General features: G+C 68.5%; 25 protein-coding genes. 14 read left to right on the top strand and 11 right to left on the bottom strand.

What is annotated here, in order from left to right; all coding sequences use genetic code 11:
• Window positions 1-186: 186 nt before the first annotated feature.
• The 6 genes from BGK67_RS01355 to BGK67_RS41100 all read right to left on the bottom strand — a co-directional run bounded on the left by BGK67_RS01355 (window position 187) and on the right by BGK67_RS41100 (window position 5,564).
• Window positions 187-588, bottom strand: a complete 402-nt coding sequence (locus tag BGK67_RS01355) for an ester cyclase (RefSeq protein ID WP_069918147.1) — start codon at window positions 586-588, stop codon at window positions 187-189.
• 10 nt (window positions 589-598) lie between these two features.
• Window positions 599-1,714, bottom strand: a complete 1,116-nt coding sequence (locus tag BGK67_RS01350) for a lipocalin-like domain-containing protein (RefSeq protein WP_069918146.1) — start codon at window positions 1,712-1,714, stop codon at window positions 599-601.
• A gap of 31 nt (window positions 1,715-1,745) precedes the next feature.
• Entirely contained in the window at window positions 1,746-2,771 is a 1,026-nt protein-coding gene (locus tag BGK67_RS01345) for a terpene synthase family protein (RefSeq protein ID WP_069918145.1), read from the bottom strand.
• 704 nt (window positions 2,772-3,475) lie between these two features.
• Window positions 3,476-3,787, bottom strand: coding sequence for a lipocalin/fatty acid-binding family protein (locus BGK67_RS38170; protein WP_141753981.1), 312 nt, complete (start codon window positions 3,785-3,787; stop codon window positions 3,476-3,478).
• Between the two features lie 59 nt (window positions 3,788-3,846).
• Entirely contained in the window at window positions 3,847-4,422 is a 576-nt protein-coding gene (locus BGK67_RS01335; protein ID WP_141753980.1) for a PLP-dependent aminotransferase family protein, read from the bottom strand.
• Between the two features lie 69 nt (window positions 4,423-4,491).
• Window positions 4,492-5,564 (bottom strand): IS630 family transposase gene (locus tag BGK67_RS41100; protein WP_432215416.1). Its coding sequence is split into 2 segments (ribosomal slippage): window positions 4,492-5,054 and window positions 5,054-5,564, totalling 1,074 coding nucleotides; the frame shifts between segments, so codons are not numbered across the junction.
• A gap of 140 nt (window positions 5,565-5,704) precedes the next feature.
• Here BGK67_RS41100 and BGK67_RS01320 point away from each other — a divergent pair.
• Both BGK67_RS01320 and BGK67_RS39355 read left to right on the top strand, forming a co-directional pair.
• Complete coding sequence (locus BGK67_RS01320) at window positions 5,705-5,974, top strand: hypothetical protein (protein ID WP_141753978.1); 270 nt, start codon at window positions 5,705-5,707, stop codon at window positions 5,972-5,974.
• 196 nt (window positions 5,975-6,170) lie between these two features.
• Complete coding sequence (locus BGK67_RS39355) at window positions 6,171-6,728, top strand: PDDEXK family nuclease (protein ID WP_208948633.1); 558 nt, start codon at window positions 6,171-6,173, stop codon at window positions 6,726-6,728.
• Here the strand turns inward: BGK67_RS39355 and BGK67_RS01310 are convergent.
• Entirely contained in the window at window positions 6,685-7,680 is a 996-nt protein-coding gene (locus BGK67_RS01310) for an abortive infection family protein (protein WP_069918138.1), read from the bottom strand. The two genes, BGK67_RS39355 and BGK67_RS01310, sit on opposite strands and share 44 nt — an antisense overlap.
• Window positions 7,681-8,330: 650 nt before the next feature.
• Here BGK67_RS01310 and BGK67_RS01305 point away from each other — a divergent pair.
• From BGK67_RS01305 to BGK67_RS01295, 5 genes are all read left to right on the top strand, one after another.
• Window positions 8,331-8,675 carry a hypothetical protein gene (locus BGK67_RS01305; RefSeq protein ID WP_244291080.1) on the top strand — a complete coding sequence of 115 codons (345 nt, stop codon included), beginning with the start codon at window positions 8,331-8,333 and terminating at the stop codon, window positions 8,673-8,675.
• Window positions 8,672-9,475 (top strand): hypothetical protein, encoded by an 804-nt coding sequence (locus tag BGK67_RS40910; RefSeq protein WP_347878386.1) that lies wholly within the window; start codon window positions 8,672-8,674, stop codon window positions 9,473-9,475. The genes BGK67_RS01305 and BGK67_RS40910 overlap by 4 nt, the downstream gene beginning before the upstream one ends.
• Window positions 9,381-9,860 carry an NUDIX domain-containing protein gene (locus BGK67_RS01300; RefSeq protein WP_244291079.1) on the top strand — a complete coding sequence of 160 codons (480 nt, stop codon included), beginning with the start codon at window positions 9,381-9,383 and terminating at the stop codon, window positions 9,858-9,860. Before BGK67_RS40910 ends, BGK67_RS01300 begins: the two co-directional genes overlap by 95 nt.
• Window positions 9,861-10,453: 593 nt before the next feature.
• Window positions 10,454-10,981 (top strand): excalibur calcium-binding domain-containing protein, encoded by a 528-nt coding sequence (locus BGK67_RS39625; protein WP_244291409.1) that lies wholly within the window; start codon window positions 10,454-10,456, stop codon window positions 10,979-10,981.
• Between the two features lie 490 nt (window positions 10,982-11,471).
• On the top strand, window positions 11,472-12,092 hold the full coding sequence (locus BGK67_RS01295) for a hypothetical protein (RefSeq protein WP_079153918.1): 621 nt from the start codon (window positions 11,472-11,474) through the stop codon (window positions 12,090-12,092).
• 113 nt (window positions 12,093-12,205) lie between these two features.
• Here the strand turns inward: BGK67_RS01295 and BGK67_RS01290 are convergent, their stop codons facing one another.
• Window positions 12,206-12,910 (bottom strand): HNH endonuclease family protein, encoded by a 705-nt coding sequence (locus BGK67_RS01290; protein WP_069923532.1) that lies wholly within the window; start codon window positions 12,908-12,910, stop codon window positions 12,206-12,208.
• Window positions 12,911-13,487: 577 nt separating this feature from the next.
• Between BGK67_RS01290 and BGK67_RS01285 the strand changes: the two genes are divergently transcribed.
• A complete protein-coding gene (locus BGK67_RS01285; protein ID WP_069918136.1) occupies window positions 13,488-14,012 on the top strand; it encodes a hypothetical protein in 525 nt (174 codons plus the stop codon).
• 214 nt (window positions 14,013-14,226) lie between these two features.
• Here BGK67_RS01285 and BGK67_RS41095 read toward each other — a convergent pair whose 3' ends face one another.
• Window positions 14,227-15,774, bottom strand: a complete 1,548-nt coding sequence (locus BGK67_RS41095; protein ID WP_432215415.1) for a helix-turn-helix domain-containing protein — start codon at window positions 15,772-15,774, stop codon at window positions 14,227-14,229.
• 322 nt (window positions 15,775-16,096) lie between these two features.
• Entirely contained in the window at window positions 16,097-16,858 is a 762-nt protein-coding gene (locus tag BGK67_RS01280) for a GntR family transcriptional regulator (protein ID WP_069918135.1), read from the bottom strand.
• A 544-nt stretch (window positions 16,859-17,402) separates the two neighbouring features.
• On the opposite strand from BGK67_RS01280, the gene BGK67_RS01275 reads away from it, so the two are divergent.
• The 6 genes from BGK67_RS01275 (at window position 17,403) to BGK67_RS39620 (ending at window position 22,065) form a co-directional block, all read left to right on the top strand.
• Window positions 17,403-18,647, top strand: coding sequence for a helix-turn-helix domain-containing protein (locus tag BGK67_RS01275; RefSeq protein ID WP_069923531.1), 1,245 nt, complete (start codon window positions 17,403-17,405; stop codon window positions 18,645-18,647).
• Window positions 18,648-18,888: 241 nt separating this feature from the next.
• Window positions 18,889-19,326, top strand: coding sequence for a hypothetical protein (locus BGK67_RS01270; protein ID WP_069918134.1), 438 nt, complete (start codon window positions 18,889-18,891; stop codon window positions 19,324-19,326).
• A 55-nt stretch (window positions 19,327-19,381) separates the two neighbouring features.
• Entirely contained in the window at window positions 19,382-19,693 is a 312-nt protein-coding gene (locus BGK67_RS01265) for a hypothetical protein (RefSeq protein WP_069918133.1), read from the top strand.
• A gap of 13 nt (window positions 19,694-19,706) precedes the next feature.
• Window positions 19,707-19,838 (top strand): hypothetical protein, encoded by a 132-nt coding sequence (locus BGK67_RS40665; RefSeq protein ID WP_279628645.1) that lies wholly within the window; start codon window positions 19,707-19,709, stop codon window positions 19,836-19,838.
• A 226-nt stretch (window positions 19,839-20,064) separates the two neighbouring features.
• Window positions 20,065-20,823 (top strand): class I SAM-dependent methyltransferase, encoded by a 759-nt coding sequence (locus BGK67_RS41090; RefSeq protein WP_432215500.1) that lies wholly within the window; start codon window positions 20,065-20,067, stop codon window positions 20,821-20,823.
• Between the two features lie 729 nt (window positions 20,824-21,552).
• Window positions 21,553-22,065, top strand: coding sequence for a hypothetical protein (locus BGK67_RS39620; RefSeq protein ID WP_244291078.1), 513 nt, complete (start codon window positions 21,553-21,555; stop codon window positions 22,063-22,065).
• Window positions 22,066-22,251: 186 nt separating this feature from the next.
• Here BGK67_RS39620 and BGK67_RS01255 read toward each other — a convergent pair whose 3' ends face one another.
• Complete coding sequence (locus BGK67_RS01255; protein WP_069918132.1) at window positions 22,252-25,644, bottom strand: AfsR/SARP family transcriptional regulator; 3,393 nt, start codon at window positions 25,642-25,644, stop codon at window positions 22,252-22,254.
• Window positions 25,645-25,670: the final 26 nt, after the last annotated feature.

Here is a 25,670-nt window from a genome sequence, read left to right as displayed (position 1 = left end):
GGACGGGCCGGCCCGGTAGCCGCCGTCGTCGGTTGCCCATGTAACGGCCGATTGGGCGGCTAAAGTTCGGCCGCCCTCTGCTTCGCGCTCTGGTGCAGAAGTTCCGATCAGGTGCTGGAGGAACCCTGAGCCGACTGTGGTGTCACCGGTCAACCGCCATGCGCACCGCACCCAGTGGGTGCGTCGTCACGGGATGGGCCGATGCCCGGTTTGGCGTTCGAAGTCGGGGAGGCTGTAGTAGTCGACGCAGGTGGTGATCAGGCCTTCGGGTGTCATTGCGAACACGGATGCGGCGGAGATGGTGAAGCGGCCGCCGGTGCCGGGTAGGCCGTACAGGTCTCCGGTGCGGGTGCCGGTCCAGGTCGCGCACAGGCACGCCTTGCCGTCGACGGTGGTGAAGCAGTCCTCGATCTCAGCAGCGAAATCGGGGATGGCGGTCCGCACGTTTCGGTGCCAGGCCGTGATCTCGGATCTTCCTCGAAGGCTGGTTGCGTATCCGAGGTCGGTGTAGGCGGCCGTCTCGGCGAACAGCGATCCGAATGCGTCGGAGTCTGCCGTCGACCAGGCACGGGCCAGACGAGCGGGCATGGAAGAGAAGTCAGTCATTGGCAGGCCCCCACAGTGGATCCGTCAGGTCGCTTGCGTGGAATGCCGCAGACGTGCGGCCCCCGCCATGGTGAGAGGGTGGCTCGCAGGCCGCGGGGGCTGTGGGCAGGAAGAGCGCATGCTCGGCGGTGGCGGTGCCGTTCGCGCTCTGTCGCCCAGGGCCGTGGCCGACGTCGATCTGGGCCGGCGCGGTGAACCGCCGGTACGGTGCCAGCCTGCTGCCCGTGGACGGGCTGAGGTCCTGCGCTTCTCCCAGGGTGAGGGTGGCACGGTCCGCCCAGCGGATGTCGGCGGTCGGGTGTGCCGGGGTGTGAGGGGTGAAGGAGATGCCGGTCCCTGTGGCGGCGAGCCGGCTGTTTCCCTGAGTGAGGATGAACAATCCCGCTCTGCTGCCGCGGTGGTCGGGCAGCGCGCGCAGTTCGGCGCAGGTGACAGAGAACTCGCCTGCGTGTGCGCGGGCCCAGTGCCATTCCTTCAGCACGCTGCCGTAGTCCATGGTTCCCCAGTTCTTGTCGTGGTACCCCACTCCGCGTATCTCCCAGGTCTGTCCGTGCACGGTCAGGCGCCCGGCTACGGTGCCGCGGGGGACCGCTACCAGCCAGCCCAGATACTGCGTCGGATCGTCTTTGAGTTCGACGGTCCCGGTGCCGACACGAGACGGCGGTGCGATCGCGGTGAGGGTGAGGTCCGCGGTGGCCGACGGAGTGCGCACGTAGATGCTGTACTGGGTGAGGTCCCCCCGTACACGGTGGGGCCCGAGTGTCACGTCGCAGTGATCACGCGAGGCCAAAAACGCTGCCGGATCGTAATGCGTTCGGCTTGCGTGGACGCGTCCGCCGGGTGTGCGGATCGTCAGGGAAAGCCGTGGTGCCAAAGACCCGGCCGATGCTGCAAGCGCCTTGGTCTCGAACACGATGACGACGCTGGTTCCGTCGTCGCAGTCGGCGTCGAAGTACCACCACTCGAAGCTGCCCGGCCTCGGGGTCTCGCGCAGACCGTCCTCCCAGGGCTCCGGTTCACGGGCCAGTCCCATCCGGTGCAAGTCCTCGGCGCGTTCCCACAGCACCAGGGCGTCGTGCCGGCCGGCCGTGTTCTCGTGTGCCGCCATGTCAGGCCCTCCGGGCTCCGGGGAGGAACGGTCACTCAGAGGCGGGGACCAGCAGATCCTCGGGGTAGCCCGGCTCGTCCGGAGGAACGACGGTCTGCGGGAAGTGGCGGTGCGTATCGATGCCCCAGGCCATGTAGCCCGAGATGAGGTACTCCAGCGCGCCAGCGTAACGTTCGACGTCGGCACACTGCCGGGCGTCCAGACCAAGAGCGGGACCAAGACCGGCAATAGTCCCCTTCAGCTCGTTGAAGCGTCGCAGCCGCTCGTTGACAAGCTTGTAGGCGATGTCGACCGCGTCCTCGCGCGAGCAGCCCTGTTCCTTCTCCAGAACCAGGATGAGGTTGACAACGTCACCGCGCGGCTCCTCCCGGTCCAGCGTGTAGACGTCGTTGGCCAGGCACGGAAGTTCTTCGGCGAGCTGGCGCATCTCGATCAGGGGCAAGCTGTGGAACGCAACGGCGGGAACCTCATATCCTGCGACTCTTTCACTCAGGTCGCAGACCGTGCTCATGGCGCTGACCCCGATGCGCAACCGCAGGAACGTCTCGAAGTCGGGGATGACTCCCTGCAGGCGGGCTGCCGCTTCCTGGGCGTAGGAGGCGAAGTAGTACTCCCAGTGGTAGGCGGCGCGCGCCTTCCAGGCCGGCGACATGCCCTTGGTGCTGCGCTCCCAGATGTCGGCGAAGGCGCCGGCGACGACTGTCGGGCGTGGGCGCAGGCCGGCGCGTCCGTGGTGGACGATGGTGATCAGTTCCTCGCAGGCCCGCGCCGTGGCGGCCGGGTCGAACCCGAGGGGCCTGTCGAACTGGTCGTCGAAGGGGTACCAAAACCCCATGTGATCGACTACGAGCTGCAGATCCAGACCGGTCGCGTACGGGTACATGCAGGCGGAGACCCTGGCCAAGTCCCAGGAATCGTAAAGCGCCATGGCCTGGGCACCGGCTGCGATCCCGTACTCACCTGCCCACTGCCGGTTCTTCTCCCGCGCCTCCTCCAGGTCCGGACTCACACCGAAGCGGAAGCCGACGGGAAACAGGATCCTTGTGTCGCCGGGCATGAGACCTCCCGTGCTGCCGTACGGCACCGGTACCGGACCGAGCCGTGTCCAAGACGCGCCAGCCGTCCCTACCCATAGGGCACCAAGCCAGAAACTTTCGGCTCTCCCCGAGCCGCCCCCCATCCCGGCTGACCGCCCATTGACGCAGCTCCGGCCCGGAGGGCAAGCCTGTTTCGCAAAACGACATCTCTTCTCTCGCGACTAGCCGAGAGGCGAGGGCTGCTTCGCGCCGGGGACCGACGGCGCCGTGATAGGTACGGGTACGTGCACCGGTATGGCCTGTGAAGCACCCTGGAGCGGCACGGGTACTACCCGGTGGCGCCCTCGGGAACCGCCGGGAGCCATGACGTTCCTCGGGCTTGGGGGGGTCGGGCCGCGGTGATGAACCGGCGCCGCCGGCACGCCGGCTTCACCGGCCTGGTCGGCAGCACGGAGGTGCATCCGCAGTTCGACCGGCGGGCGGTGGTCGCTTGGCTGCTCGCCCACGACAAGATCGAGGTGCCCATCGGCATGCCGTCGGCCTCGCTGGTCGTGGTCGGCACTGGGCGCCGTACGTCTCGGTTCCGGCTCGATGACCCGCACCTGGTCCTGGCCGAGGATGCCGAGGGGGAGGACCAGTGTGGCGGGCGCGGAAGAGGGCGGGAGCCCGCACTCTCGTGGGTGCGGGCTCCTCGACTTACGGGCGGGGCGCTGCTCGCGCCCGCCTACTCGTCCAACGCCGTGGTGGAGTCGAACTCTTGGCCGACTGTGAAGGTGATCTCAAAATCGCGGAAGGTGTTGGTGTTGCTCTCCGAGGGGACGGGGATGCGCTTGGCGCTGGCTACGGCGGGAACGTCGGTGGCGTGCGCTGACGCGGTGGCGGCCAGCAGGGCGCCGCTCATGACGGCCACACTGAGAATGCGCGAAATCATCTTCATGCCGGTGTAACGACCGGATTGATCGTTTGTCACCTGCGGCATCCACACACCGAAGTCGATGCTCCAGCCCCTGGCGGCGCCCGCCGCGTGCAGCCACACCCCGTCAGCAGATTCACCCAGGGGGCGGTGACGGACGCCGCCGGGCGGCGGTCAAGGGGTCAGGTGGTGGGGCCCTGTGCGGTGCACAGCGGCCGGACGAATTCGCTGGCGTGGAGGGTGCGGTCGATGTCCTGGTCGGTGAGGTCGCAGTGCAGGGAGAGCCGCAGCGCGGTGCGGTTGTGGGGGGTGGCCGGGGGACAGAGCACGGATCCGAACACGTCGTGTTCTTCCATGATGTCGCGTACCTGGATGATGGCTTCGTCCGGGCCGGCGGGCAACGACACGATATGAGCACCGGAACCCCGGAGGTCGTACCCGAGGCCGGCAAGGCCCTCCCGCACGGTTGCCGCTACCTCGTGCAGGCGGGTGCGGCGCCATTCGTCGTTGCGGATGACGTCGAGGGTGGCGGCGATCTGTACCAGGTCTGACGGCGCCAAAGACCAAAGTGCCAACCAGCGCACGACGACCAGCCGGATGGTGCTGTGGCTGCCACTTCGGGCATCGCGACAGGCCTGCTGGGCCAGGTCCCGGCGGCTTCCCCGCTCAACCACTGCGGTGGGGCGGATCTGCCGTGTGTGCCATTGTCGGTGCCAGGGCGTTTTCCACCACCCGCTCCGCTTCGAGCGGCTGCGCATGGACGTGAGCGTGAAGGACGTGCCGCGGTTCGGGGAGCGCAAGGGCGCGGCTGCTGACTACTGAGGTTTTCAGGGTGGGGTCGGTGGTGCGAGGGTCAGGTCGGTGGCGGTGAGGCAACCGTCGATGAGGTGGGGCCGGAGCTGGATTCTGCGTAACTCTCTGCGGAGTTTGCGGTCGAGGTCGTCGGGTGTGCCGAAGGCGGTGTTGGCCATCGCTCTGCGGACGAGTGACCAGACGGCCTCGACGGGGTTGAGCTCGGGTGCATAGGGCGGCAGGCGGATAGTGGTAAGCCAGTCGTGCTCGGCCTCATACCGCTTCAGTCCGGCGGCCAGATGGGTGTTGAGGTTGTCCCAGACCACCACGATCGGGCCGCCGAGTTGGATATGGGCTCTCACCAGCAGGTCGCGGTAGTCCTTCCAGGAGAAGCTCTTGCGGGCGCCCTTGAGTAAAAGGTGGGTGCGGGGCCGGTGGATGAGACGGCTTGGCTCGCCAGGTTTGTAGCAGCACAGGGCCGCGACCGAGGTCCGGCGGCGAGACCTGCCTCTCACCCGGATGACGGGGGTGTGTCCGCGCCGGCCCCAGGTCCGGGCACGGGGCGGCGTCATGGAGAATCCGGCCTCGTCCTCGAAGACGATCCAGCCCCCACACGCCGCCGCGAGGCTTTTACCTTCGGCCACACCTCCTTCTTCCACAGCTCCACCGCGTGCTCGTCGCGCTCGAGTGCTCTGCGGGCGGGTGCCTGCCAGGACCAGCCCTGCCGTTTCAGCAGCCGCCAGACCGTCGCTACCGACAGCGTCAGACACAGACGGCGGCGGATCACGGTCTGGACCCGGGCCAGAGTCCACCGCTCATCCTCGAAGCCGTGTGCTGACGGGCCCTTGCCGAGTTCCGCCTCGAGTACGGCGAACTGGGCATCAGTGACAGTCGGGGAGTTGGCCGGGCCCGTCGAGCGCAGGGCCTCCATGCCGCCCTCGCGCCAGGCACGACGCCAGCGTTCCACCGACCTCACACTCACCCGCAGGTCCTTCGCGATCACCGCGGTCTTCTCACCCGCCGCGAACCGCTCGCCGGCCTGGAGCCGGATCCCCTCACGAAACGCCCGACGCTCAGCGGTCAGGCCCCCACCCTCCGGATAACGCATACAACCGGCATACCGCAGGGATCATGAACCGTCACTACCCGACGACAACCCGAAATCCTCAGTAAGCACCCGCAGGGGCCGCGTGGGAAGTACACGGGGAGCGCCTGGGGGGCCTTCCGGCGCGGTGACATTCCTTGGGCATGATCGTTTCCCAGCGTATGAAGCCTATGCCGCGTATCCTCACTGTCGCCTTGTTGGCCGCCGGCCCGTTTGCCGTCGCCGTTCCTGCTCACGCCGCCGACCCTGCCCCGCAGGCGGCTGTCGACGTCGTGCCCGAAGCGGCCGTGGACGGGGCGGCTGGGCAGGCCAAGCCCAATGTCCCGTTCGGGGTCGGCGAATTCGCCCAGGATCGGGCAGGGGAGGTCTTCGCCAGGGTGCAGGGCAAGAAGGAAGCGGTAATGGACTCATAGGCGGCCGTGGGGCTGCGTGCGAGTCGTGTTGCAGGGACGACCATGGGCAGCCCTTGGGACAGGAGAGCCTGCGGTCCGCCGCTTGAGAGACCCCTCTGACGAAAACCCCGGCGCGGGCCGCCACCGGTGGTGGCAGCCCGCGCTGTCGTGTGTCCCATGCTCTGGCGCTTGCGGTCCACCTCCACCGCACCGACCGGTGACACTCACCCGAGCCGGGCGGCCCTGGTCGCCGGACACCGAGGCGGCAGGCGGCCCGGCCTCAGGGCATGTGCCGGTCGAGCAGGACAGGCAGGTCCCGGCGGCGGCCGAGCGCGGCGACCTGGTCCGGGTGGACGTCGGAGAACTCGACATATCCGCCGAGGCAGACCAGGGCCATCAGACCGTCCGCGAACGGGGCCCCCAGGCCCTGCTGCGCTCCCGCATGGACTTCCTTCTCCTGCTCCCTCACGGGCAGCGCATCGTGCTCGAAGTCGACGGGTCCCAGCACTACACCCGCGACCGAGGTCAGCGCCCCGACAGCGCCAAGTACGCGGAGACGATGGCCGCCGACCGCGACCTGAAACTCAGGGGCTACGAGGTCTTCCGGTTCGGCCACGACGAACTCAAGGACGCGACCGCGGCCCGGGTGCTGCTGGAGCAGTTCCTGCCAGCCCTGTTCCAAGCGCTTCAACGTCAGCGCCGGAACAGACTGACCCCCACGGCACCGCCGGTCAGGACACCTCTTCCGGCGCGTGCGCGACAAGGGCGTTCGTGATATCGATCCACAGCGACCGTACGCCTGCGGGAACCTTCGGCAGCGCCTTGTGCATGTCCTGGACGACAGCTTCGTACCGTCCCTGGAAGCGGAACGACCAGGAGGCGGCTTCCAGAAGCTGATGCAGTTCCCCGAGTACACCAGCCGCGTCACTGTGGTGCTGCAAGAGCTCGGCTGCGCAGTCCGCGCTCACCATGGGGAACGCGTCGACCTGATTGTCTCCGTTGATGAAGAGCCCCTCTGTGACGCCCGTCCGGTAGGCGTCAGGCCACCGTTCTGGGTTCGTCGAGCAGGCCCGGACGCCATCAATCCGAACGGTCCACGTCGCTTTGGCCGTGCGCCGGCCAACGGCGATACCGAGGCGCCGCTGCTCGGGTTCCTTCAGGCTAGGGAGGTTGGCAGCGTCGAGACGTTCCGCGAGTTCCCCGCTGGAGAAGTTCTCCGTTTCGAGATCGCTGACCAGCTGCGTCACGTTGCCCAACAGCACCGTCGTGTGCCGGGCGAGCACCCAGCGGACCCAGATCAGAGAGGCGTGTACGCACGCCTCAGCGACCTCTTCTGTGACCTCGTGGACGTCGGCGCGGCCATGGCCGGTGCCGTACACGTTCCGGATCTCTGCGAGCTGCGTGGCCATCCTCCGCGCGCCGTCAGGTATCGCCCGCAGCACATCATTCGGCGCCAGGTCCTGCTTGATTGCGTGAGCGACGATGCCGTGCGCCGTGGTCAGGAGCGTCTTGTACGAGGTGTTATCTGCCAGCACCTCGCCGTTGGCTTCGGTGGTGACTCGGGCGACGGACTCGGTCAGCTCCTTGGCCGAGCCAACGACGTGCGCAAAATCCTCGGCTTCGACCGCCCGCCCCAGACGCTGGTACGCGTCGTCGATGGCAGCCCAGTGTCCTGACGTGATGCGTTTCGGCCGGGGAAGGGGTTCCTGCACCAAGATCTTGAACACCGTAGGACTCCTCCTCGCACGACACTTCCAGCAGGCACTAGCGGCCCTGGGGAGCCACGCCTATGGCTGTCTTCCAGCGGTCATTTTGGCAGGCCTGAGATGCAGGGCTGCGGGTTGTGTGGCGAGAGGACTGCCGCCCTCTCGCGCTCTCCCGCAACCTCCCGCCGCGGTCGTGACGGGCGCCCTGCGCCGCCGTAACACTGCGGTACGAAACAAGGTTGTGGCGGAGGTTCAGACAGGGGTGGTCGTCGCTTCTTTGTGGTTGGGGGTGTGGGTGGTGGGGTGGTGTCTCTGTGGGGTGTGGGTGTGGCGGCGGTGCGCGGGGGCGTGGTGGCGGTGCGGCGCGGTGGCGCGGCGTGTGGCGGCGTGTGGTGGCGGTGCGGGGTCGCTGGCGGGGGTGGTGTCCGGTGTCGGCGCGCCTGCTCTCCCGGCTTCCGGGCGCACGGCCCTGCAACCTTTTTCACGCATCAAAAATTGGCAGCCAGTTAGTACGTACTGGAACAGTACGGGCTGACTGGACCCGAAGGTCCCGGCGTATTCGGCGGGCCCCTTCGGGCGTTATCCGGGAGCAGTTGTCCGTGGGTATTGAGGGGTCTTCTGGCGGGGGCCGGCGACGCGAGCGGCTGACGTCCGCGCCACGCGGACGACGGGTGAATCTGTCGTTCAACGACGCGGAGCTGGAGGTCGTCCGGCTGGCCGCGGGGCGGGAGGGGATGTCACCCGCGTCGTGGGCGGGACGGCAGGTGATGGCGGTCGCGCAGCACGTGCTGGTGCCGGTCTCCCGGGACGCCGGAGACGTCCTTCGGGAGCTGATCCAGGCCCGGGTCCACCTGCGGGAGACCGTGACCGCGCTCCGCGCCCTGACCGCCACCGGCCCGCCCGGAAGCGGTGTTGCGGAGTCGGCCGCCACCGTGGTGGAGGAGGCCCTGAAGGCGGTGGCACGGGTGGATGAGGCGACGGCCCAGGTGATGCGGGAGAGGCGCCCCAGGTCGTGATGCCGAAGAAGGCCGAGTCGGGCTCGACGACGATCGACCTCCTTAACTACCTCTTCGGTCCGGGCGACCGTGACGAGCACGTCGACCCCCACCTGGTCGCCGCCTGGGATCCGGATCTGCCGTGCCCGGCCCGCACCCCGGACCGCATGACGCTGGCGGATCTGGCGCTGCTCCTGGACGCCCCCGTGGAAGCGCTGCGCGGCCCGAAGCCGGAGGAGCACGTGTGGCACGTCTCGGTCCGCAACGCGCCCGGCGACCGCCGCTTGTCGGACGCCGAGTGGGCGGAGGTCGCGGCCGCGATGGTGCACGCCGCGGGCATCGCGGAGCACGGCGATGAGCAGGCCTGCCGGTGGATCGCGGTCCGCCACGCGGACGACCACATCCACATCGCGGCGACTCTGGCCCGTCAGGACGGCCGGCACCCCCGCCTGCGCGGTGACATCCTCAACATGCATACCGCCGCCCGCGCCTTCGAAGCCCGCTGGGGCCTCGCCGCCGAGGGCCTGCACCCACTGGCCTGGTCCCCGGGGCAAGGGGACCGGACCGCAGGTCGGTTGACCCAACCGGAAGTCAACGGACCGGCTGCGGCAGGGAAGGGCAATGCCGGCCCGGTGGTGGGGGCGGGTGGTGATACTGGCTGCTATGACCAGCACGCCCAAGGGACAGGTAGCGCCGTTCTCACGCATCAAAATCCGGGTCGGGGCCGTGATCTTCTGCGGCGGCGAGGTTGCGCTTATCCGCCGCGACCGCGCCGACTCCACCCACTACACCCCGCCGGGCGGCAACGTCGAGGACGGTGAAGACCTTCGCGAAGCCCTCCGCCGTGAGCTGGCGGAAGAACTCGGCCTGGACATCGACCAGGCCGACGGGGGCGAACTCCTCTGGGTCGTCGACCAGCGCGTCACCCGCCCCGGCCCCCCCCCGCCACCGCGCAAGCTCCACTTGATCTACCGTCTCCACATCACCCCCGAGCTCCGCGGCACCCTCGCCGTGCAGGAACTCGACGAGCAGCCCGACGGCAGCCACGAAGTCGGGATCATCGAGTGGATCGATTACCGCAAGACGGCCGAGCTGCCGATTTTCCCGCCCATCGGGCCGGCCCTCGCCACCCTGAACGACCCCCGAGCAACAGTCACCGACGCCGCGCTCGACGCTGTCACCGACGACACCTACACCTGGGTCTGACCATGTGACCGGTACCGACCGCGGCACTTCGTTCCCTGCTCGTCTGGGCGACATCTCCTCTGACGGCGGAAGCCAGCCCTGACGGCATTCGCGGTCTGTCCCGGTCACCGGCGCAGGTGAGTGATACACCCTTACAGGCGGCCCGGCCCCGCTCCCACCACAAGGCATCGTCGCGTTTCATGCCCGCGTCGAAGCAGTCCAGGCAGGCGGCGCGCCGCGAACTCCCCGACCTCTAGCGGATTACCGCAACCCGGGACCCCCGGGGGCAGGGGTGCCCGTGCCGTTTCGACCGTGCTGGCGTTGATCTACCCGTGGACAGTCCGGCCTTGCGTTCGCGGTTTCGCCGGCCGCAGCCAGCCTGATGCTCCGGGGGCCGTATCTCGCGCCCACGCTCGTCGGGTCGCTGTTGTAGTCGCTGTGCGGGGGTGTTGGCTCTTTGTCAGTTCGTTCTCGTTTGGAGACGCGTGTATCCACCTTTTGAAGTGACTGCGCCGCAGCCGGTCCCGGGCCGCCGGTGGCATCCCTTGTTGGCGGTTCCGGCCGTGGTTGTGGCGACGCTGGTCGTGCCCCCGTTCGGGGCGGCGCTGGCGTTCATGGCGCGTTGGGACAAGGCAGGCAGAGCGGTAACCGTCGTCCTGGCCTCGGTCTGGTTTGTCGTCCTCCTCGCCGCGGTGTCTTCGGGACCCAAGCCAGTCAAGGACGACACCAAGCCTGCCTCACCCCCCGTGGTCACGGTCACGGTCACCGCACCGCCCCCGCCGGCGCCCTCAGCTTCCACCCCGTCGCCGTCGCCGTCTGCACCGACGTCGGCTGCCGTGCCGAGCCCGCCGCCGTCGGCAGGGGCCGGTGCTGCGCCGACACCTGCTGAGCGGCCGGCGGTGCGCAAGCCGCCTGTGGCAGATGACGGCAAGGCGCAGAGCCCGACTGATGTTTCCGCGGGCTCCGGTTCGGCATCGGTCAGCGGGACGTCCGGGAGCTCGGGCTCGGGGGGTGGTGGTGGCAGTGTCTACTACCGGAACTGCACGGCTGTCCGGGATGCCGGGGCCGCGCCGATCCGGCGTGGCGATGCCGGGTACGGCTCGCACCTCGACCGGGACGGCGACGGCGTGGCCTGCGAGTGATATCGCGCTGCGCGCGCTATGGATGGAGCGCGGGCAGGCCACCGATGTGGCGGCTGTGTCGCAGCTGTGGTGGCATCGGTGGGATGAAGGATCCCGTCGGTTGTGGCGAGTGAGTGCTCCTAGCTCGGGCGGGCTCCGTGGACCGGGCTGCTGCTGGCCACATCCGTGCCTCCCGGGCCGACGGTCCCGCGGACTCATTGTTCCGCTGGGCGTGCTTGGTCTGCGGCCCGAGGACGATCCCGCCGCAAGAGTGCCGCTGCTGCCCGACACATCGCCCGCTGACGACGCTGGTGTGTCGGGCAGAAGGCAGGGCACGGCGCTCGTTCCAAGCGTGGCAGTGACTGGCCCCAAAGCCCCGCCCCATCTCTCGGATCAGGCCCGGACCCATACCAAGCGGTCCTGCTGTGGTACCGATTCAGTCGATTGGTCACGGGCTGTGCTTCGGGTGCGAGATCGTCTTACCAGGGGCGGGATCCCGCCTGGAGATGCGGTGTGGGAGGTGCTGGTGGAGAAGGACGAGATTTGGACGTCCGACGAGTACGGCAAGTCGCACGAGGGCCGGGTCGGAACACTCCTGGAAGACGGAAGCAGTCCCAAGCCGGTGTACTTCGACTCGAACTCCGGGGGTTTTGGTTGGGAGGTCTGCCACTGGTCCGTCTACGACGGTGGCACCTACCCGCAGCGTCCCCAGGCGCACGCTCTGCAGGCGGAGTGCTCGTGCGGCTGGCGGGGCGAGCGACGCATCGTGAACTGGACGGCGGTCGGTGACCTGCCGCTTCGGGAGCACGGCTGGGAGACGGCCGGGGAGTGTCAGGACGACTGGGACCGGCACATCACAGCCATCGATGCCACCACTATCCCCCTGCCCGCCGAACTGGAGACCCTCCTCGAGGCCGTCGCCGAGGCGATCGAGCGTCTCGGCCAGGACGCACCGGCTGCCGCCCTGAAAGCAGCCCGCTCCCTGGAACTCATCGCCGGGCGCACGGCGCACGGACCGGCCCGCGACGCCCGTGGGCAGGACCCGGAGAAGGTGGCTGCTGCCTTGGGGCTGAACGTGGATGACTCCCGCGCTCTCCTGGCCCGCTACGGCGGTTGGAGCCAGTACGGCTGACCAGCCCCGCCCGCGGGTGGTCAGCCGCAAGGCGGGCGCGGCACGCCCGTGGCTGGCTGTTCGGCTGTGCCGAGCAGCCGAGCCAGGGCGTACCGCTCTTGGCTGAGGAGGTGTTAGGGCGCGGGTTCGTAGACGACTGTGGTGGTGGGGCAGTCCTCGGCGAGGCCGAGGAGGGCCTGGCGCTCGTTGTCATCGACGGCCAGATCCCAGCGGAGCTTGGTGCCGACCCAGGTGGCTGCGTAGGTGCAGTGGTAGGAGCCGTCCGAGGGCAGCCACTCGGCCGGGTCCTTGTCGGCCTTGGAACGGTTGGAGGCGGCGGAGACCGCGATCAAGGTGTCGGGGCTGTTCTGGTCGTTTGCGTACGCCTCCCGCCGCGTCGCCGACCACGGTGCCTGCTCCGAGTCGTAGACCTCGGCCAATGGCACGAAGTGGTCGACATCGAGCCTGCCTGCGTCGGTGACGACCAGGTTGTCGTACGCGCTGCGCCAAGACCCGCCGGTCAACTTGCATCCGGCCGCGACCTGCGGCGCCACCGCGGCTTCGGCCAGGATGACTTCCTTGCGGGTGTCGCAGCCGTCCCCGCCGTTGAGGCCCTTGTTCCAGTGCTTATACAAATCCCGCTTGTACCCCGCACGGTGCTCGACGGCGTTGGGGAGTCGGTCGATCGCCTCGAACAGCGGCAACGGAGCACGCATCCTGACCGGACCCACCGCCGCAGTGCCGGCCCGTCCTGCCGTCTCGGCGGGTGCGGAGTACGCGGCCGGTGTCGCGAGGAGGGGGAGGGCGCAGAGGGCGAGCGCGGGCAGACCGCGCAGCATCAGGTTGTTGATCACACGGGCCGGTGTAACCGTTCCGGCACCCGCCCCAACAGGCCCTCGACCGACAACTCACCCGTGTGGGCTGCCGGATTCACCGCAGAAACGCGCCTGCGCCCCCCGCCTCATCGGGGTCGAGGCAGCCATCCTCATCTGCATGCCGGTTGATGACCACTCGGCGGGGGCCGGAACATGTAGGGGCCTGTGACCGAGACGGTGGTGCTGCCGTGGGCGAGGAGACGTCCGTCGGCGTGCAGGACGGCGAGGGTGAGCAGCCACAGCCAGGAGGCGGCGGGCCGGGCTGCGGGTGGAAGGGCGCTGGTCCCCGTCAGTCTTGAACAAGTTTGCGAGGCGGGCAGGTCTTGCCAGCGCGGGCGCAAGGGGCCGGGAAGATGCACCTGAGTGGTCATGGTGGTCCGCTTCAGCGGGTCGGCCGCTGCGGGCCCGGGCGGTTGTTGTCCGGCCGGAGGTCGTAACGTTCGAGCAGTTGATATATAGCTCTGTGTCCTCCTGCTCATCCGTTTGAGTGGCTTGCCCTCAGGGCCGTGTCGGTGGACTGCGCGGCGGCCTTGAGCACGGCATGCAGAAGACCAACCTTGTCGTCGCACTTGTGGCCTCAGCCCTGACTTTGGGAGCTGTCGGTACTCCGGCTGCTTCTTCGCCGAAGTACCGGTGCTCCAGTAGCAGTCAGGACATCGACGACGCCGGTTACAGCGGGCCATGGCCGGATAATTGGAAGATTGCGATCGAAGTATGTGCAGCTCGGTCCGGATCGACCGTCTACACGTATGCCACGGCCAAGTGGGACGGCCCGAACTACTACTCCGTCGACGACCCCACCATCCTGGATGGTGCCAAGCTCCGGCTGCAGATCAAGCATGCCCACACTGGTCGCCGACTCCTTGAGCGGGATTTCGCTGAAATCGAGTCCCGTTTGGAAGACAGCGATTCCAGTTCCAACCACCATGGCCGGTATCGGACGCCGACCATCAGCACGAGGGCGGGCAGCGACAAGGCGGTGGGTGACGCGGTGCTCCTGCTGGACTGGCACGCTGACGGCCGCGGTTACCGGCGCTACGACTACGCGGGATCCTCAGCGGTCTAACCTGCGTGCGTCTTCCTCGCCATGTTCCTGCCCTTTGGGCCCAGGGCGGAGGAAGTCGGTCAGGACGTCGACCCCTGCCGCCTCGAGTGAGACACAGCCTGGGCCATCTCTTGCTTCCCGCGCAGTCGGGGATGGCCCCCTGGCCGGCGATGAGGATTCTGACTCGCTCCGCGCACAGCTGCCCCTCGCGCAAGCAGGGTGGCTGCCAGCTTCTTCAAGCAACACGACGCTGCCTCTGTGTGCTTGCTGTGGGGCGAGGAGTGAATGGTGGTGGGGGCGGGTGGTCATGGGTGTGGCTGGGTGTAGGCGGCGAGCTGGGGGTGTTTGCGTTGGAGTTGTTCGCGTGGTTGGCGTACGTCGTGAGCGTCTGTGGCGGCCTGTGGTCGGCTTCGTCGCTGTCCGGTGTGGTGCGGGTGCGGTTGGTGTGTTCGGTGTGAGTGTCGTCGAGCGTGCGTTGCCGTCTGATCGTTTGGCGTAGGCGTTGTGCTTGCTGCGCGGTTTCGGCTTCGGTCAGCAGGTGTGCTGTGGCGTGTTGGATCTGCGCCAGTTCTGCTTGGTCCTGGCACCTCCAACACAGTCCTGTGTCGGGGCGTGGGCCTTTGCCGGCTGCCGTGCAGTGCTTGCCCTCGCATTCCCACCACTGGGGCCGCGGAAATGTGTCTCCTGGTGTGGGTGCGTGGCCGTACCGGCGGTCTGCTCGGCGCTGGATGCAGTTGGTGCATGGCTGCTCGGTGTGGAGGGTGGTGCCGTCCTCGCACATCGGGTCCGGGCAGTCGGTGGATGGGCGGACCAAGCCTACGGCTACTCCGACGGGGGAGGAGATCTTGCCTTCGGCCAGGGCGCGGGCGTAGCCGTGGGTCCACCACCGGCGCTGGATCCGCTCGAGGAGTTGTTGGGGTGTCCGCCCGCCGTCCAGAGCTTTGCAGATCGCCTGCCATAGTACGGCCGGGCGGTGGGCTGGCAGCAGTCTCGCAAGGTCAGGCGGCCAGCCTTCTTCCACCACCTTGACCGCGTCCGCTTGTCCCTGCGGCATCGGTTGGCGGGGCATCTTGCCCGACTTGGTTGCTGAGGCGGGCGCGGCAGCGTCCGGGGGCGCGGCGTAGCCGCCGGCCTTGCGTGCGCTACTACCTGTAGGAGCCTTGCGGGCGTCATCGGCGCTGCGCGCCGCAGGCGCTGTCGGGGTTTCTTTGACGGGGAGGGTTAAAGGAGAGGGTTGGGGGACTGACAGTCCCCCCTGCCGGGACTCAGAGTCCCCCCTCCCCAGGGACTGACAGTCCCCCCTCCTATCGAAGTCGGGTCGGGGCAGGGGAGGGGACTGTGAGTCCCCTCCCCCCAGACGCGGCTTGCCTTTGTCGCTGCGTTCCGTCCGTGCCGGGGCCGGCGGCAGCGCCGGACGGGTCTCCTGTGTGAGCGGCGGCAGACCGCGCTGGGCCCGGTCTGCGTTCACCCTGGCGAGGCGCTCCGGCCCGTACCAACTGGCTGGGATCTGCAGGTCGTAGACCTTGGGGCGGGCGTGGGCGGGGATGTACCGGGCGGCTGCCTGGTCGCCGAGTGTGATCACACCCTGCTCGGTGAGACAGGCCAGACGTCGCTGGACCGTCTTGACGTCGCACAGCGCGATCCGGGCCAGTGTTCGCCGCGAGGGGAAGGCGTTGGTGCCGTCCGCATCGGCTTTCTCAGCCAGACCGGCGAGCAGCATCCTGTCTGTGGTGCTGTTGACGGGGCTGTCATGCAAGGCCCACAGAATCGGCTCAAGTGCCATGGCACACCACCACATTCACGGTGTGCCCGGTGGTGTGGGGGGAGGGGGCCTGTGGCGGCCTCGGGATGGTTCCGCATAAGCTCATGGCTCAGCGCACCTCTCAGTTCACGCAACTAGGTGCTCTTCCCCGCACAGGCGGTCTAGGCCTGTTTGGGGACCTGCGAGCCCCGCCACGTGTGGCGGGGCCCGTTTGGTTCGGGCGAGTGGTCATGCCCTACACAACGGCACCGGCATCACCGGATTGATCACCGGTTGACCCCAGGTGGCGTCACAACCTGGCCGACGGGTCAGCCGGTGAGCCACTGGTGAGGTGCTGCCGCTGCTACGCCACTCCGCCGGTCAGCGGCAACCCCCCGTAATGCAGCTCCACACGGTCGGCCACACCCACCACCCGCAGCAATTCGAGGACTTGGCCGCCCCGGCTGCGTACTACGCGCTCGATACACAAGACCGGTACCCGCTCCCCGACACCGAGCTCCAATGCCTCGGCCTTCGTCGGCGGCCGTGCCGCGACCGTCTCGTCGGCGCTCTGCGGATCCAGCCCGGCCGCCGTCATGGCGCTCAGCACACCACCCGTGATTTTGGCCGGCTGGTCGAGTCCCGCGGCCGCGGCCAGGTCGGCCGGATAGAAAGCCTCCTGGATCTGCACCACATCCCCGTCGGCCACGGCATGCCTGTGACGGCGCACAACAGGAGAGCCGGGTTCGACTTCGAGCAAGGACGCAATCGCGGCCGTAGCCGCGACACACTCCACGGACAGCGTAACGACACTGCCGTCCAGGCCCACTGAAGCCGTTGCCGTCTCCCATGGCCCCTTGTCCCCACCCGGGCGCAGCACGGAGCCGTAGCGGCTCAACGGGACACGGACGCGAGCACGATTGCGCACCACCGTTCCCACCCGAGGCTTGCGCACGACAAGACCCCGCTCCACCAGCTCCCGGTACGCCCGCTCAATAGACGGCTTCGACTCTCCCTCGGCCATCAACTCCGCCGTGGTCGGCATCCTCGAACCGGGCGCAAGCCCCTCCGACTCGATGCGCTGGGCCAATCGGTCGGCCAGCTCACGCCATCGCTGCAACGGCATGTGGACCCCTTCGTGACTCGGTGGGGTACCAGTACAGCACATCAACCATGGTTATATTCGGGCGTTTGGTGACCCGTTCCTCACGCGTGTAGCCATCGCGGATGGGCGCCCCTGCCGCTGCAACCCCCGGGAGATGAGGCGCATCCGCCAAGCCCTGACGCCGACGCACCATCACGGATGTCGTACTGCGGGCGCCGCAGGCTGACTTCCCCGAGTCGACTGCCTCAACAGGACGTGCTGACCGGTCGAGCCGCACCGGCTGCGTTCACCTTGTAGGAGATGCGGTCAGCTGGTGGGTGGTGAGTGGTGACTGGTGGATGGTTCGGCACCCAGGACCCCAGGGACTGGGCGGTGACCGGTCGGTGGATAGCCCATCACCCACTCCGATTTCCACCTGACCGCAGTCGTCTCCTCTCCTGCCGTCTGCGGAGTGGGCCGTGAGCTGCTGGAGCTGGGGGCAGGTTTGGGTGTTCTGGGATAACGGAGGGCAGGCTTCACCCCTACGCTGTCGGTGTCGAGCTTCAAGGAGAGGGGCAAGGCCGCTATGTCTACCGATGCTTCCCCGGACCCGTACCGCGACCCGCTGGTTTTCGGTCAGAGAATGCAGATCCTTCGCACCAGGCGTGGTCTGACCCGTGACCAGCTGGGCGGTCTCGTTGGACGTTCTGGCTCATGGGTCAAGGCGGTCGAGACGGGCCGTCTGAAGACACCGCAGTTGCCGGTTGTCCTACGGATCGCCGAGGTTTTGCGGGTCCGGGACTTGTCGGAACTCACGGGGGACCAGGCCATGCACACCGCGTTGTTTGCCGGCCCGGGCCATGCGCGGTTCGGCGCAGTTCGCGAGGCATTGAATGCCTTCCCGCTCGGTTCGAGTCGCGAAGCACCACCGGTCGCGCATCTGTCGGCCCGCCTGGCCCGAGCCTGGACGGCCCGACACTCGGCGCCGAACCACCGTGAGGTCGTCGGCGCGCTGCTGCCGGATCTGATCCAGGACGCGCAGGCATTGGTGCGACAGGCCCCGTCCATCGCTGACCGCAAGGCTGCGCAGGCGCGTCTGGCGGAGGTTTATTTCCTGGCCCAGTTCTTCTGTGCCTACCAACCGGACGCACCGCTTGTGTGGCGGGTCGCCGAGCGGGGCATGGTAGCCGCCCAGGAATCCGGGGACCCTCACGCCATCGGGCTGGCTGCGTGGCTGACCACGCAGGCCCACCGTGACAGCGCACACCTGGACGCAGCGGACGCCGTCACGCTGGAGACCCTGCGCTATCTCAAGCCGCTCCTGCCGGATGCCGACCAGGACGTGCGGGCTGTGGCGGGGGCGCTGACGGTCGAGGCCGGGCTGACGGCCGCGCGCCGCAGGGAGACGGGAACCGCATGGCGGTACTGGGATGAGGCCAGGAGCATGGCCGAGGCCTTGCCTGATACCTACTTCCATCCCGTCACCTCTTTCTCCCGTGCCGTTATCGGCGCGCATGCGGTCACGGTTGCAGTGGAGCTGCAGGCGGGCCGGGAGTCGGCGCGCCAGGCGGCCCGTGCGGAGGCCGATGCGATCCCGTCCCGGCCCCGGCGGGCCCGGCACCGCATCGAGCAGGCCCGCGGCTACCACCTTGACCGTCAGCCCGACGTGGCGCTCGCGACGCTGGAGCAGGCCCACGCGGCAGCGCCGGAGACCGTGCAATACAACGGTTACGCAAAGCGGATCATTTTGGAGGAGGCCGAGGCGAAGAGTCCGCAACGCCGCAGGCGAGCAGCCGAACTCGCACAAAAAGTAGGGCTGCTGACGGCCTGACGGCCTGACGGCCTGACGGCCTGACGGCCTGACGGCCTGACGGCCTGACGGCCTGACGGCCTGACGGCCTGACGGCCTGACGGCCTGACGGCCTGACGGCCTGACGGCCTGACGGCCTGACGGCCTGACGGCCTGACGGCCTGACGGCCTGACGGCCTAGGGGGCACAATCTGTACCCCTACTCTTGCGAGACCGCCTCTACCGTCGTGGTACCACCCGCTGACGATGGTAGGGAGCAACCGTGCACGAGCACAGCCGAGGGGCCCTAAGCGGAGGATTCACCGACCTTGGGGCCGTGCTTGCGGATATCGCGGATGTCATCGAGGCGGCCGTCGAGGCCGGTATCGAGCAGGACATCATCACAACCCTCACGACCGCACCTGAGATCACAGAACTCGCTGAGCTGACCCGCCGCATGATCACGCACTGCAAGTCCCTTGCGGTGGGTCTAGGGGAGATCCCGCTCGCGCAGCGGTCCACCCGCGCGGCCGGCGCGCTGCGAGACTGGACGGACGTGGCGTCCGCAGAGCCACAAGCTGACGTCAGTCACGACGAGACCGGCGATCTGTCGTACGTGCGGATGCTGGCGCTCATCGCGCGGAGCATGCTCAAGGCGCTGCGGGAGCAGCGAACTTCGCGGTCCTTCGTCGGCCGAATCGACCTGCCGCCTGCTTGCTGACGGGGTGCGGCGGCGGGCTGGGCTTCGGGCCAGGCAAACCAGCCGGCCGCTGAGGGTGGTCCTCTACGCACAGGCGCCTCAGCAGGAAGCCGACGCCCACTTCGAAGCTCTGGAACTGGTGGCCAAGGCACGGAACTGGAGCGTCCGCGGGCAGATGTGCCTGGACTCGACCGGTCCCGCGCTCCTGGAGTACCGACCCGGCCTAACAACTGCCCGTGGGCTGCTGCGTGCCGGCTACGCAGACGGGCTGCTGGTGCCGCGGTTCGAGCACATCAGCCCCCATCGCGGCGAGTACGAACGGTTCCTGCGCGAGGTGGATGAGCGGGACTGGTTCGTGGCCCTGGCCCTGCCGGAAAGCGGCCGGTGAGCGGCTCGGAAGCGTGTATGGACGCAAGGCACCGGGAGGAGGGGACGCGATGGGCTGGCGGCAGTGGGTGTTGCAGGCGCTGATCGTGCTGACGGTGCTCGGCCTGATGACCGCGTACTGGTACGCGACACAGACAAGGGGATAACGACCATGGTGCATCGCAAAGCGGAAGAGCCGAAGAAACTGCCGGCACGGACACGGCAGCATCACTCGGCACGGCGCCGGTCTGTGGACGACTGGCAACCACCCGCTGCAAACCTGGGCACTGCGGACGCCCACCGGCGCTGTGCCCCGCCGGGCGCGGGTGCAAGCCGGCCGACGTTGTCCGGTGGTGCGGCGTGAACGACCAAACCCGCACCGCCGAAACCTCGATGGCTCAGTACATGTGGACCAAGCGACTGTACTGGGATGCCTTCTACTCCACCGACGAGCCGAAAGAAAACCTGCCAGTAACGCACGCGGAGATGGATGGCTTCCGTCGCCATGTTCTCACTCCTGGGGCGAGGACTGCGATCGACGTGGGCAGCGGCTGGGGTCTGCTGGCGACGTTGATGGCCCGAGAAGGGTTGAGAACCGTCGGCTACGACTGGTCGCCGGTCGCGGTCGACCGTGCGCGGACCTTTTGGAGCAAGGAAGAACGGCTGTCCTTCCAAGTGCATGACTTCCTCAGGCAGACGCCCCCTCGCGAACTGGTACCAGGCAGCGTGGACGTAGTGGCCTGCCGACTGACCCTGCCATACCTGGACAGGCACATCGTGATGACGGACTTCCGTCGCTGGCTCAAGCCGCGCACCGGGGTGCTCTACCTGGTCGTGCAGGTCCGCGAACGACAGCAGCCCGGTCGGGACGCGGTCTCCCGAACATGGTCATCGAGGACTTGCGGCACGGCTGGGCAAAGACTGTCCGCTGGGACCTCGACCTGCCAGATCAGTTCACGAGCGTATTGGGCGAGTTCACCGCCCTCGCGCTCACGGGACCCGAGGGCTGATCACTCGCTCCCGCGGCACGACCGATTCTCACGTCACCGGTCACCGCACCTACCCGCAAGGGGGGCCACGACGGCCGGGGCGGGGGCTGGTGACCGGCACGGGCAGGTCGGTGACGGTCTCCCGCTTGCTGGCCGAGGCTGAGGAAGCCGGACAGAGGTTGTCCGGAGCGGAAGTGGCGCGCTGTCTGGGGGTGTCGTCGAAGACGGGACAACGCCGTCTGATCGCCGCCACCGACCACCTTGCGAAGCAACGCCGACAGCAAGACCGTCCGCGCCTCCGGGCAGTCCGGGGCTGGTCCTCCTGCATCGTCACCGGAACGGTGATGGGCGATCGTGATGGCGACCGGTTGGTGACCCGTGGCGTGGCCGATGTGGTGACTGGTGCGGGGCGGGCCGGTGAGTGTTGACCGATCGTCGTGACCGATCCGTGGGCTGGGTGACCGGTGACTGGTGACCGATCGACGGCTCGTCGGTCATCGGTGTCGTGACCGGTTCCCAGGTCACCGGTCACTGAGCCTCGATTGCCCCGTGCGTTGTGGCTCCGGTGACCGGTGTAGAGCGAGCCGGTGACTGGTGACCGATCTGGGCCCGGGCGCCTGGTGACCGATTCGCACCTGGTGACCGATTGATGGCTCGTCGGTCTCCGGTCATGACCGATGCGCACGGCACTGGTCACCGGTCACCGGGACCCGATCACCGCCCCGCGCTGCGGGCCGTGGGCCTGGTGACTGGTGCGCGGGGTGGGCGGGTGTGTGCTGACCGATCCTCGCGTGACCGAGCCCGGCCCCGGTGACTGGTGACCGATCGATAGTCGCTCAGGTCGCTCACAGGAGCTTTCAGGGTCGCAATCTCCCCTGCTAGGAAGAGCGTTGTGCTCCAGGAGGGCCTGCCGGTCCTGAGCCTGCACGGCGCGGTGGGCATCGCGTACGGCAAGGGCACGCTGCGACCACTCCTCGCGCTCAACCTGGGCACCAGCGGAGTCAGAGCGGTGGGCGTAGAGGCCGATCAACTCGTTGGCAGTCTTGGCGAAGACCTCGTAGACCATGGCGGTCGGCGTGTTCTGGTCGGGTCAGTCGTGTGGGCAATGTGCTCTTTCGTGCAAGTGCTCAGTGCCAGACGTACTGTCGTACCTGTCTACAGGGTTGTGAGGGTTGGAGGGGCAGCAGTGGGGGACACTTTGTGGCGGATTGCTGTTGCGGTGCTGAGCACGTGGGGTGTGCTTATAGTGGTTCTGCTTGCGCCGTCTCCCCTACCGGAGCAGTGGCGCTATTACATTTACTCGCCGGCAAGTGTCGGCTTGTGGATGTTCTCCATGCTTGTCGTTCCCGTCCTGGTCTGTGTGATCAAGTGGGAGTGGATCAAGAAGGGGAACGAGTGTTCCTGAGTATGGCTCGCACCGTCAGGTCCGCATGGCTCCCGGTGCGCTCCACCGGCGTCAGGGAGGCCAGCGCGTCGGCCTGAGCCGCTCGGAGGTGACCCGCCTGCCAGGCGCCCGCTACCTACCCATGACGGCATGAGTTGCCGTGCGGCCGCGGGACATATCCCGTGGCCGTAGGGGTGCGAGAAGGTGTCAGGCCCGCACCGAGTATGTGGTTGAAGGGGCGGGTTTGCCGGCAAGGGCCTGGGTGATGGTGTCCTCGGTGGTGGTCTCGAGGGTGAGGTCGTAGGTGCGTGCGATGTGTTGGATGCGGGCGACGGTCCGGCGGATCGCGGCGGTGTTGCCCGCGGCCCACTCGATGGTCAAGAGGTCGCGGTAAAGCACCTCGGAGGTTTCCTCGACGTCCAGGCCCTTATGGACGCTGCGGCGGGCGGCGTCCAGGTCGGGTAGGACTGCGTCGGCATGCCAGCGGGCGAGGGTGTGGGCGGTGTCGGTGATTTTGGAGAGCATGTCCTGGATGATCGGGTCTGCCCAGGGCAGGGTCCGCCCGTCGAAGGGTTTGCCCCGTACGAGTGCCATCGCCGCCTCCAGGTCTTCGATGCCGTTCAGCGGGCCTGCGGCAAGTCCCTGGCCGGCGAGGTCTTGGAAGAGCTGCCAGTCGGAGGTTACTGCCGGGTGGAAGCTATATCCGGCGCCGGTCTTGGGGCGGGGGAGTAGGGGTTGGCCGTCGGTGTGCAGGCCGATGGCGTTGCGTAGTTCGGACAGGCGTGAGTGCAGGGTTCGGGTGGACCACGGGTTGATGTAGTCCATGGCCTTGCACAGGGTGTCGGCGCTGCGGCCGGGCCGCAGGTGGATGTATGCGGCGAGGCATGTGGTGCGCGGGCTGTGTGCGCTCGTGTCGCTTCCGCTGATCCGAAGCGGCCCCAGAACGTCGATGCGCACGCCGGTGTCCTTGGGGTCGGGGTGTTGGGGGACCTGCGTGGATGTGGGTGAGGTGTGCGGTGCGGGGATGGCTGCCGGAGCGATGCCGGAGGCCTGCTCCGCTGCGGCTTCGGCTTCGGACTTCGTGCTGCCGTCCGCGGCTGGTGTGCCCGCGCCGCTGGTAGGCGCGGTTCCCGACGTTGTGGCGTCGGTGGTGGCGGCCGCGGGACGTGTGGGGGCGGGGATATGTCCGGCCAGGAGGGCGGGGAAGGGGTTACCGGGGTCGAGGGATCCTTCGCCGGTGGCGTGGACGGTGAGCGGGGCGCCCCCGGCGGCCGCCCGAGCGTGGTCCTCGGTGCTCTCCCACGGCCCGGTTGCCGCGTTCGGTTCCTGGGTGGCGACGGTGAGGGCATGGACGTACTGCCGGTACTGCTCGTCGCTGATCCGTTGCAAGTCCACCGACGTTTCCAGCAGGCCGACCGGGGCGTCCTGGCCGTTGGCGACGGTGAGGACTTCGGCGTGGGGGAAGCTGTGGCGGGTGGCTGCGGTGGCGGGCAGGATGATCGCGGTGTCTAGCGTGCGGCCCGCGGCGAGGGCGTCGGCGAGCTGCACCACATGCTCGTCATCCAGCTCGCCTGCGCCGACCGCGAGCCACGGCAGTACTTGTTCGCCGCTCTGGTGTGCCTCGAGCATGAGTTCGCCGAGGTCGGCTGCGACGGCCGGCAGGTGCGGCATCGTGCGGATGCGGCCCTGGGGCAGCAGGCCGGCGAGGCGGGCGCCGAGCCCGGTGGTGAGGATCTCGCTGTAGTCGGTCCAGCCACAGGTGCCCAATTCCAGGGCGAGGGCGCGTGCCACGGCCAGGACTTCCTCGTCGCTACCGTCCAGGAGCAGGATGCGGCAGGTCATGAGGTCGATGAGAACCAGGCCGTCGTCGTCGGTGCCGAGGGTGACCAACCCGGGGTAGGGGGCCTGAACACTGGTGAGGTCTTCGGCAGTGAGGAGATCGGCCTGCGGATCAAGGATCCACGTACGCGGGGCGGGTCCCTCGGCGAACGGGGGGATGGGGTCGGCGGGTTCGTCCAGCAGGAGCGTCACCCCGACTGTATTGAGGCGGGCACCGCGCAGGGCGGGGACGGGGATGTCGCGGTCAGCGGCGTGGTGGGCGAGGGTGCGCAACACCTGGTCCAGCAGCTCGACGCCGGCCGGATGCGACGTCGCGCCCAGGAGCTGCTCCAGATCGGTCGGCTCCTGGTCTTGTGCGATGGTCTGGCCGGCATGGCGCTGGCGCTGCTGCAGGATCCTGCGCACACCCAAGGCACCGGTGAGGGATGCGGCGAGTAGCGTTCCGATACCGCCGATCAGCGCCCAGTGGATGCTGCTGTCCCCGGCGTGCACGGATGCCGGGGCCTCGGAAACGCCCTCGGGCCTTGGCGCGGCCGAGGCGGAGGACTGTGTCGGCGCCGTGCTTGAGGAGCCGGCGGTCGACGTCTCTGGTGTCACGGCCCCGGTTGTGGCGGGAGCGGGCTGCTTGGACGGTGCAGGGGACTCCGTGGTCGTGGGGCCAGATCCAGGGACGGCTTCCTGGGGCTCCCGCGGAGCCGGAGCCGGGGCCGTCGGCAGCGCTGGCGTTCCCGGCGTTTCCGGTGTTTCCGGCGTTGCCGGTGTTGCTGGGGTCGGTGTGGCGGTGTCGGGGTGGGGGAGGGTGAGGTGCTGGCCGGGGTGGATGAGGTCGGGGTCGGTGAAGGTGCCGCCGTCGGGGAGCGGGCCGCCGCAGTTTAGTTCGAAGATTTGCACGTACTGGTTGGCGTCGCCGAGCTGTACGTCGGCGATGCCGGTGAGGCTGTCGCCGTCGCGGACCGTGTAAATGGTGGGGGCCGGGCTGCCGGTCTGCCGCGCGGCCTGCCCGTCGGCCTGCGCGGCTGAGGTGTTGTGTTGCGGGGGCTGGGCGTCGGCGGGGAGGTGGAGGGCCCAGCCGGGCCGGATGGGCTTCTCGGCGTAGAAGACCAGCCCGCCGGGCATGGTGCGGCCCTGGTTGAGGGCGGCAATTTCTTCCCAGCGCTGCCCATCTCCCAGCATCGTCTCGGCGATCGACCACAGGCTCTCGGCCGGGCGTACGTCCCGCACTGTGTAGGTGACCTGTGTGCTGCCGGTGTCGGAAGACGCTGTCGCGCCGACGGAAGCCGTCGCAGCCGCAGTGCTGGGGACGGCGGCCGCGCTGACGCCCGTGGCGGCGGCTGCGGGCGCGGCAGTGGCAGGCACGGCCAGGGCCGTGCCGGTGGGCAGGGCCAGCAGGATGGCGCCGACGAGGGCGGCGGCCGTCCGCTGCCCGACCAGGCCGCGGATCTGCGGTACGGCCCGGCCGCGTAGCTGCGCGGGGATCTCCAGCACGACCGCGACGGCGAACAGGAGCCAGCCGATCCACCCGGCGACGGCGAGAGCGAGGAGGAAGACCTGCCCGGAGTCGTCGGTGGACAGCAGGGAGCCGAGCGCGGCCACGCCGGCAGGCCCGACCGTGGACGTTGCCCACCACAGCACCACCGGCAGGGCGCCGAGCAGAGCGAGGAGGACGGCCAGGCTCAGCAGGCCGCGCAGCACGGCGGCCACGCTCTGCCCGCCACTGCGGCCGCCGGAGCGTGAGGTGCGGGGCCTTGGGGTGTTCGGCATGTGCTGGTCCTTCTTGCTACCGGGGC

It is taken from the genome of Streptomyces subrutilus, from assembly GCF_001746425.1.
GTDB lineage: Bacteria > Actinomycetota > Actinomycetes > Streptomycetales > Streptomycetaceae > Streptomyces > Streptomyces subrutilus_A.
This window is presented reverse-complemented; position numbering and strand designations above follow the sequence as displayed.

Excerpts from the sequence above, each read along its gene's own strand:
- BGK67_RS39625 (WP_244291409.1), top strand. The coding sequence starts at position 10,454 with ATGGCGCGTTGGGACAAGGCAGGCAGAGCGGTAACCGTCGTCCTGGCC.
- BGK67_RS01345 (WP_069918145.1), bottom strand. The coding sequence starts at position 2,771 with ATGCCCGGCGACACAAGGATCCTGTTTCCCGTCGGCTTCCGCTTCGGT.
- BGK67_RS01335 (WP_141753980.1), bottom strand. The coding sequence starts at position 4,422 with ATGCGCAGCCGCTCGAAGCGGAGCGGGTGGTGGAAAACGCCCTGGCAC.
- BGK67_RS01350 (WP_069918146.1), bottom strand. The coding sequence starts at position 1,714 with ATGGCGGCACACGAGAACACGGCCGGCCGGCACGACGCCCTGGTGCTG.
- BGK67_RS41090 (WP_432215500.1), top strand. The coding sequence starts at position 20,065 with ATGGCTCAGTACATGTGGACCAAGCGACTGTACTGGGATGCCTTCTAC.
- BGK67_RS01275 (WP_069923531.1), top strand. The coding sequence starts at position 17,403 with ATGTCTACCGATGCTTCCCCGGACCCGTACCGCGACCCGCTGGTTTTC.
- BGK67_RS01355 (WP_069918147.1), bottom strand. The coding sequence starts at position 588 with ATGCCCGCTCGTCTGGCCCGTGCCTGGTCGACGGCAGACTCCGACGCA.
- BGK67_RS01255 (WP_069918132.1), bottom strand. The coding sequence starts at position 25,644 with ATGCCGAACACCCCAAGGCCCCGCACCTCACGCTCCGGCGGCCGCAGT.
- BGK67_RS41095 (WP_432215415.1), bottom strand. The coding sequence starts at position 15,774 with ATGGCACTTGAGCCGATTCTGTGGGCCTTGCATGACAGCCCCGTCAAC.
- BGK67_RS01320 (WP_141753978.1), top strand. The coding sequence starts at position 5,705 with ATGATCGTTTCCCAGCGTATGAAGCCTATGCCGCGTATCCTCACTGTC.
- BGK67_RS01280 (WP_069918135.1), bottom strand. The coding sequence starts at position 16,858 with ATGCCGTTGCAGCGATGGCGTGAGCTGGCCGACCGATTGGCCCAGCGC.
- BGK67_RS01285 (WP_069918136.1), top strand. The coding sequence starts at position 13,488 with ATGCAGAAGACCAACCTTGTCGTCGCACTTGTGGCCTCAGCCCTGACT.
- BGK67_RS01290 (WP_069923532.1), bottom strand. The coding sequence starts at position 12,910 with ATGCTGCGCGGTCTGCCCGCGCTCGCCCTCTGCGCCCTCCCCCTCCTC.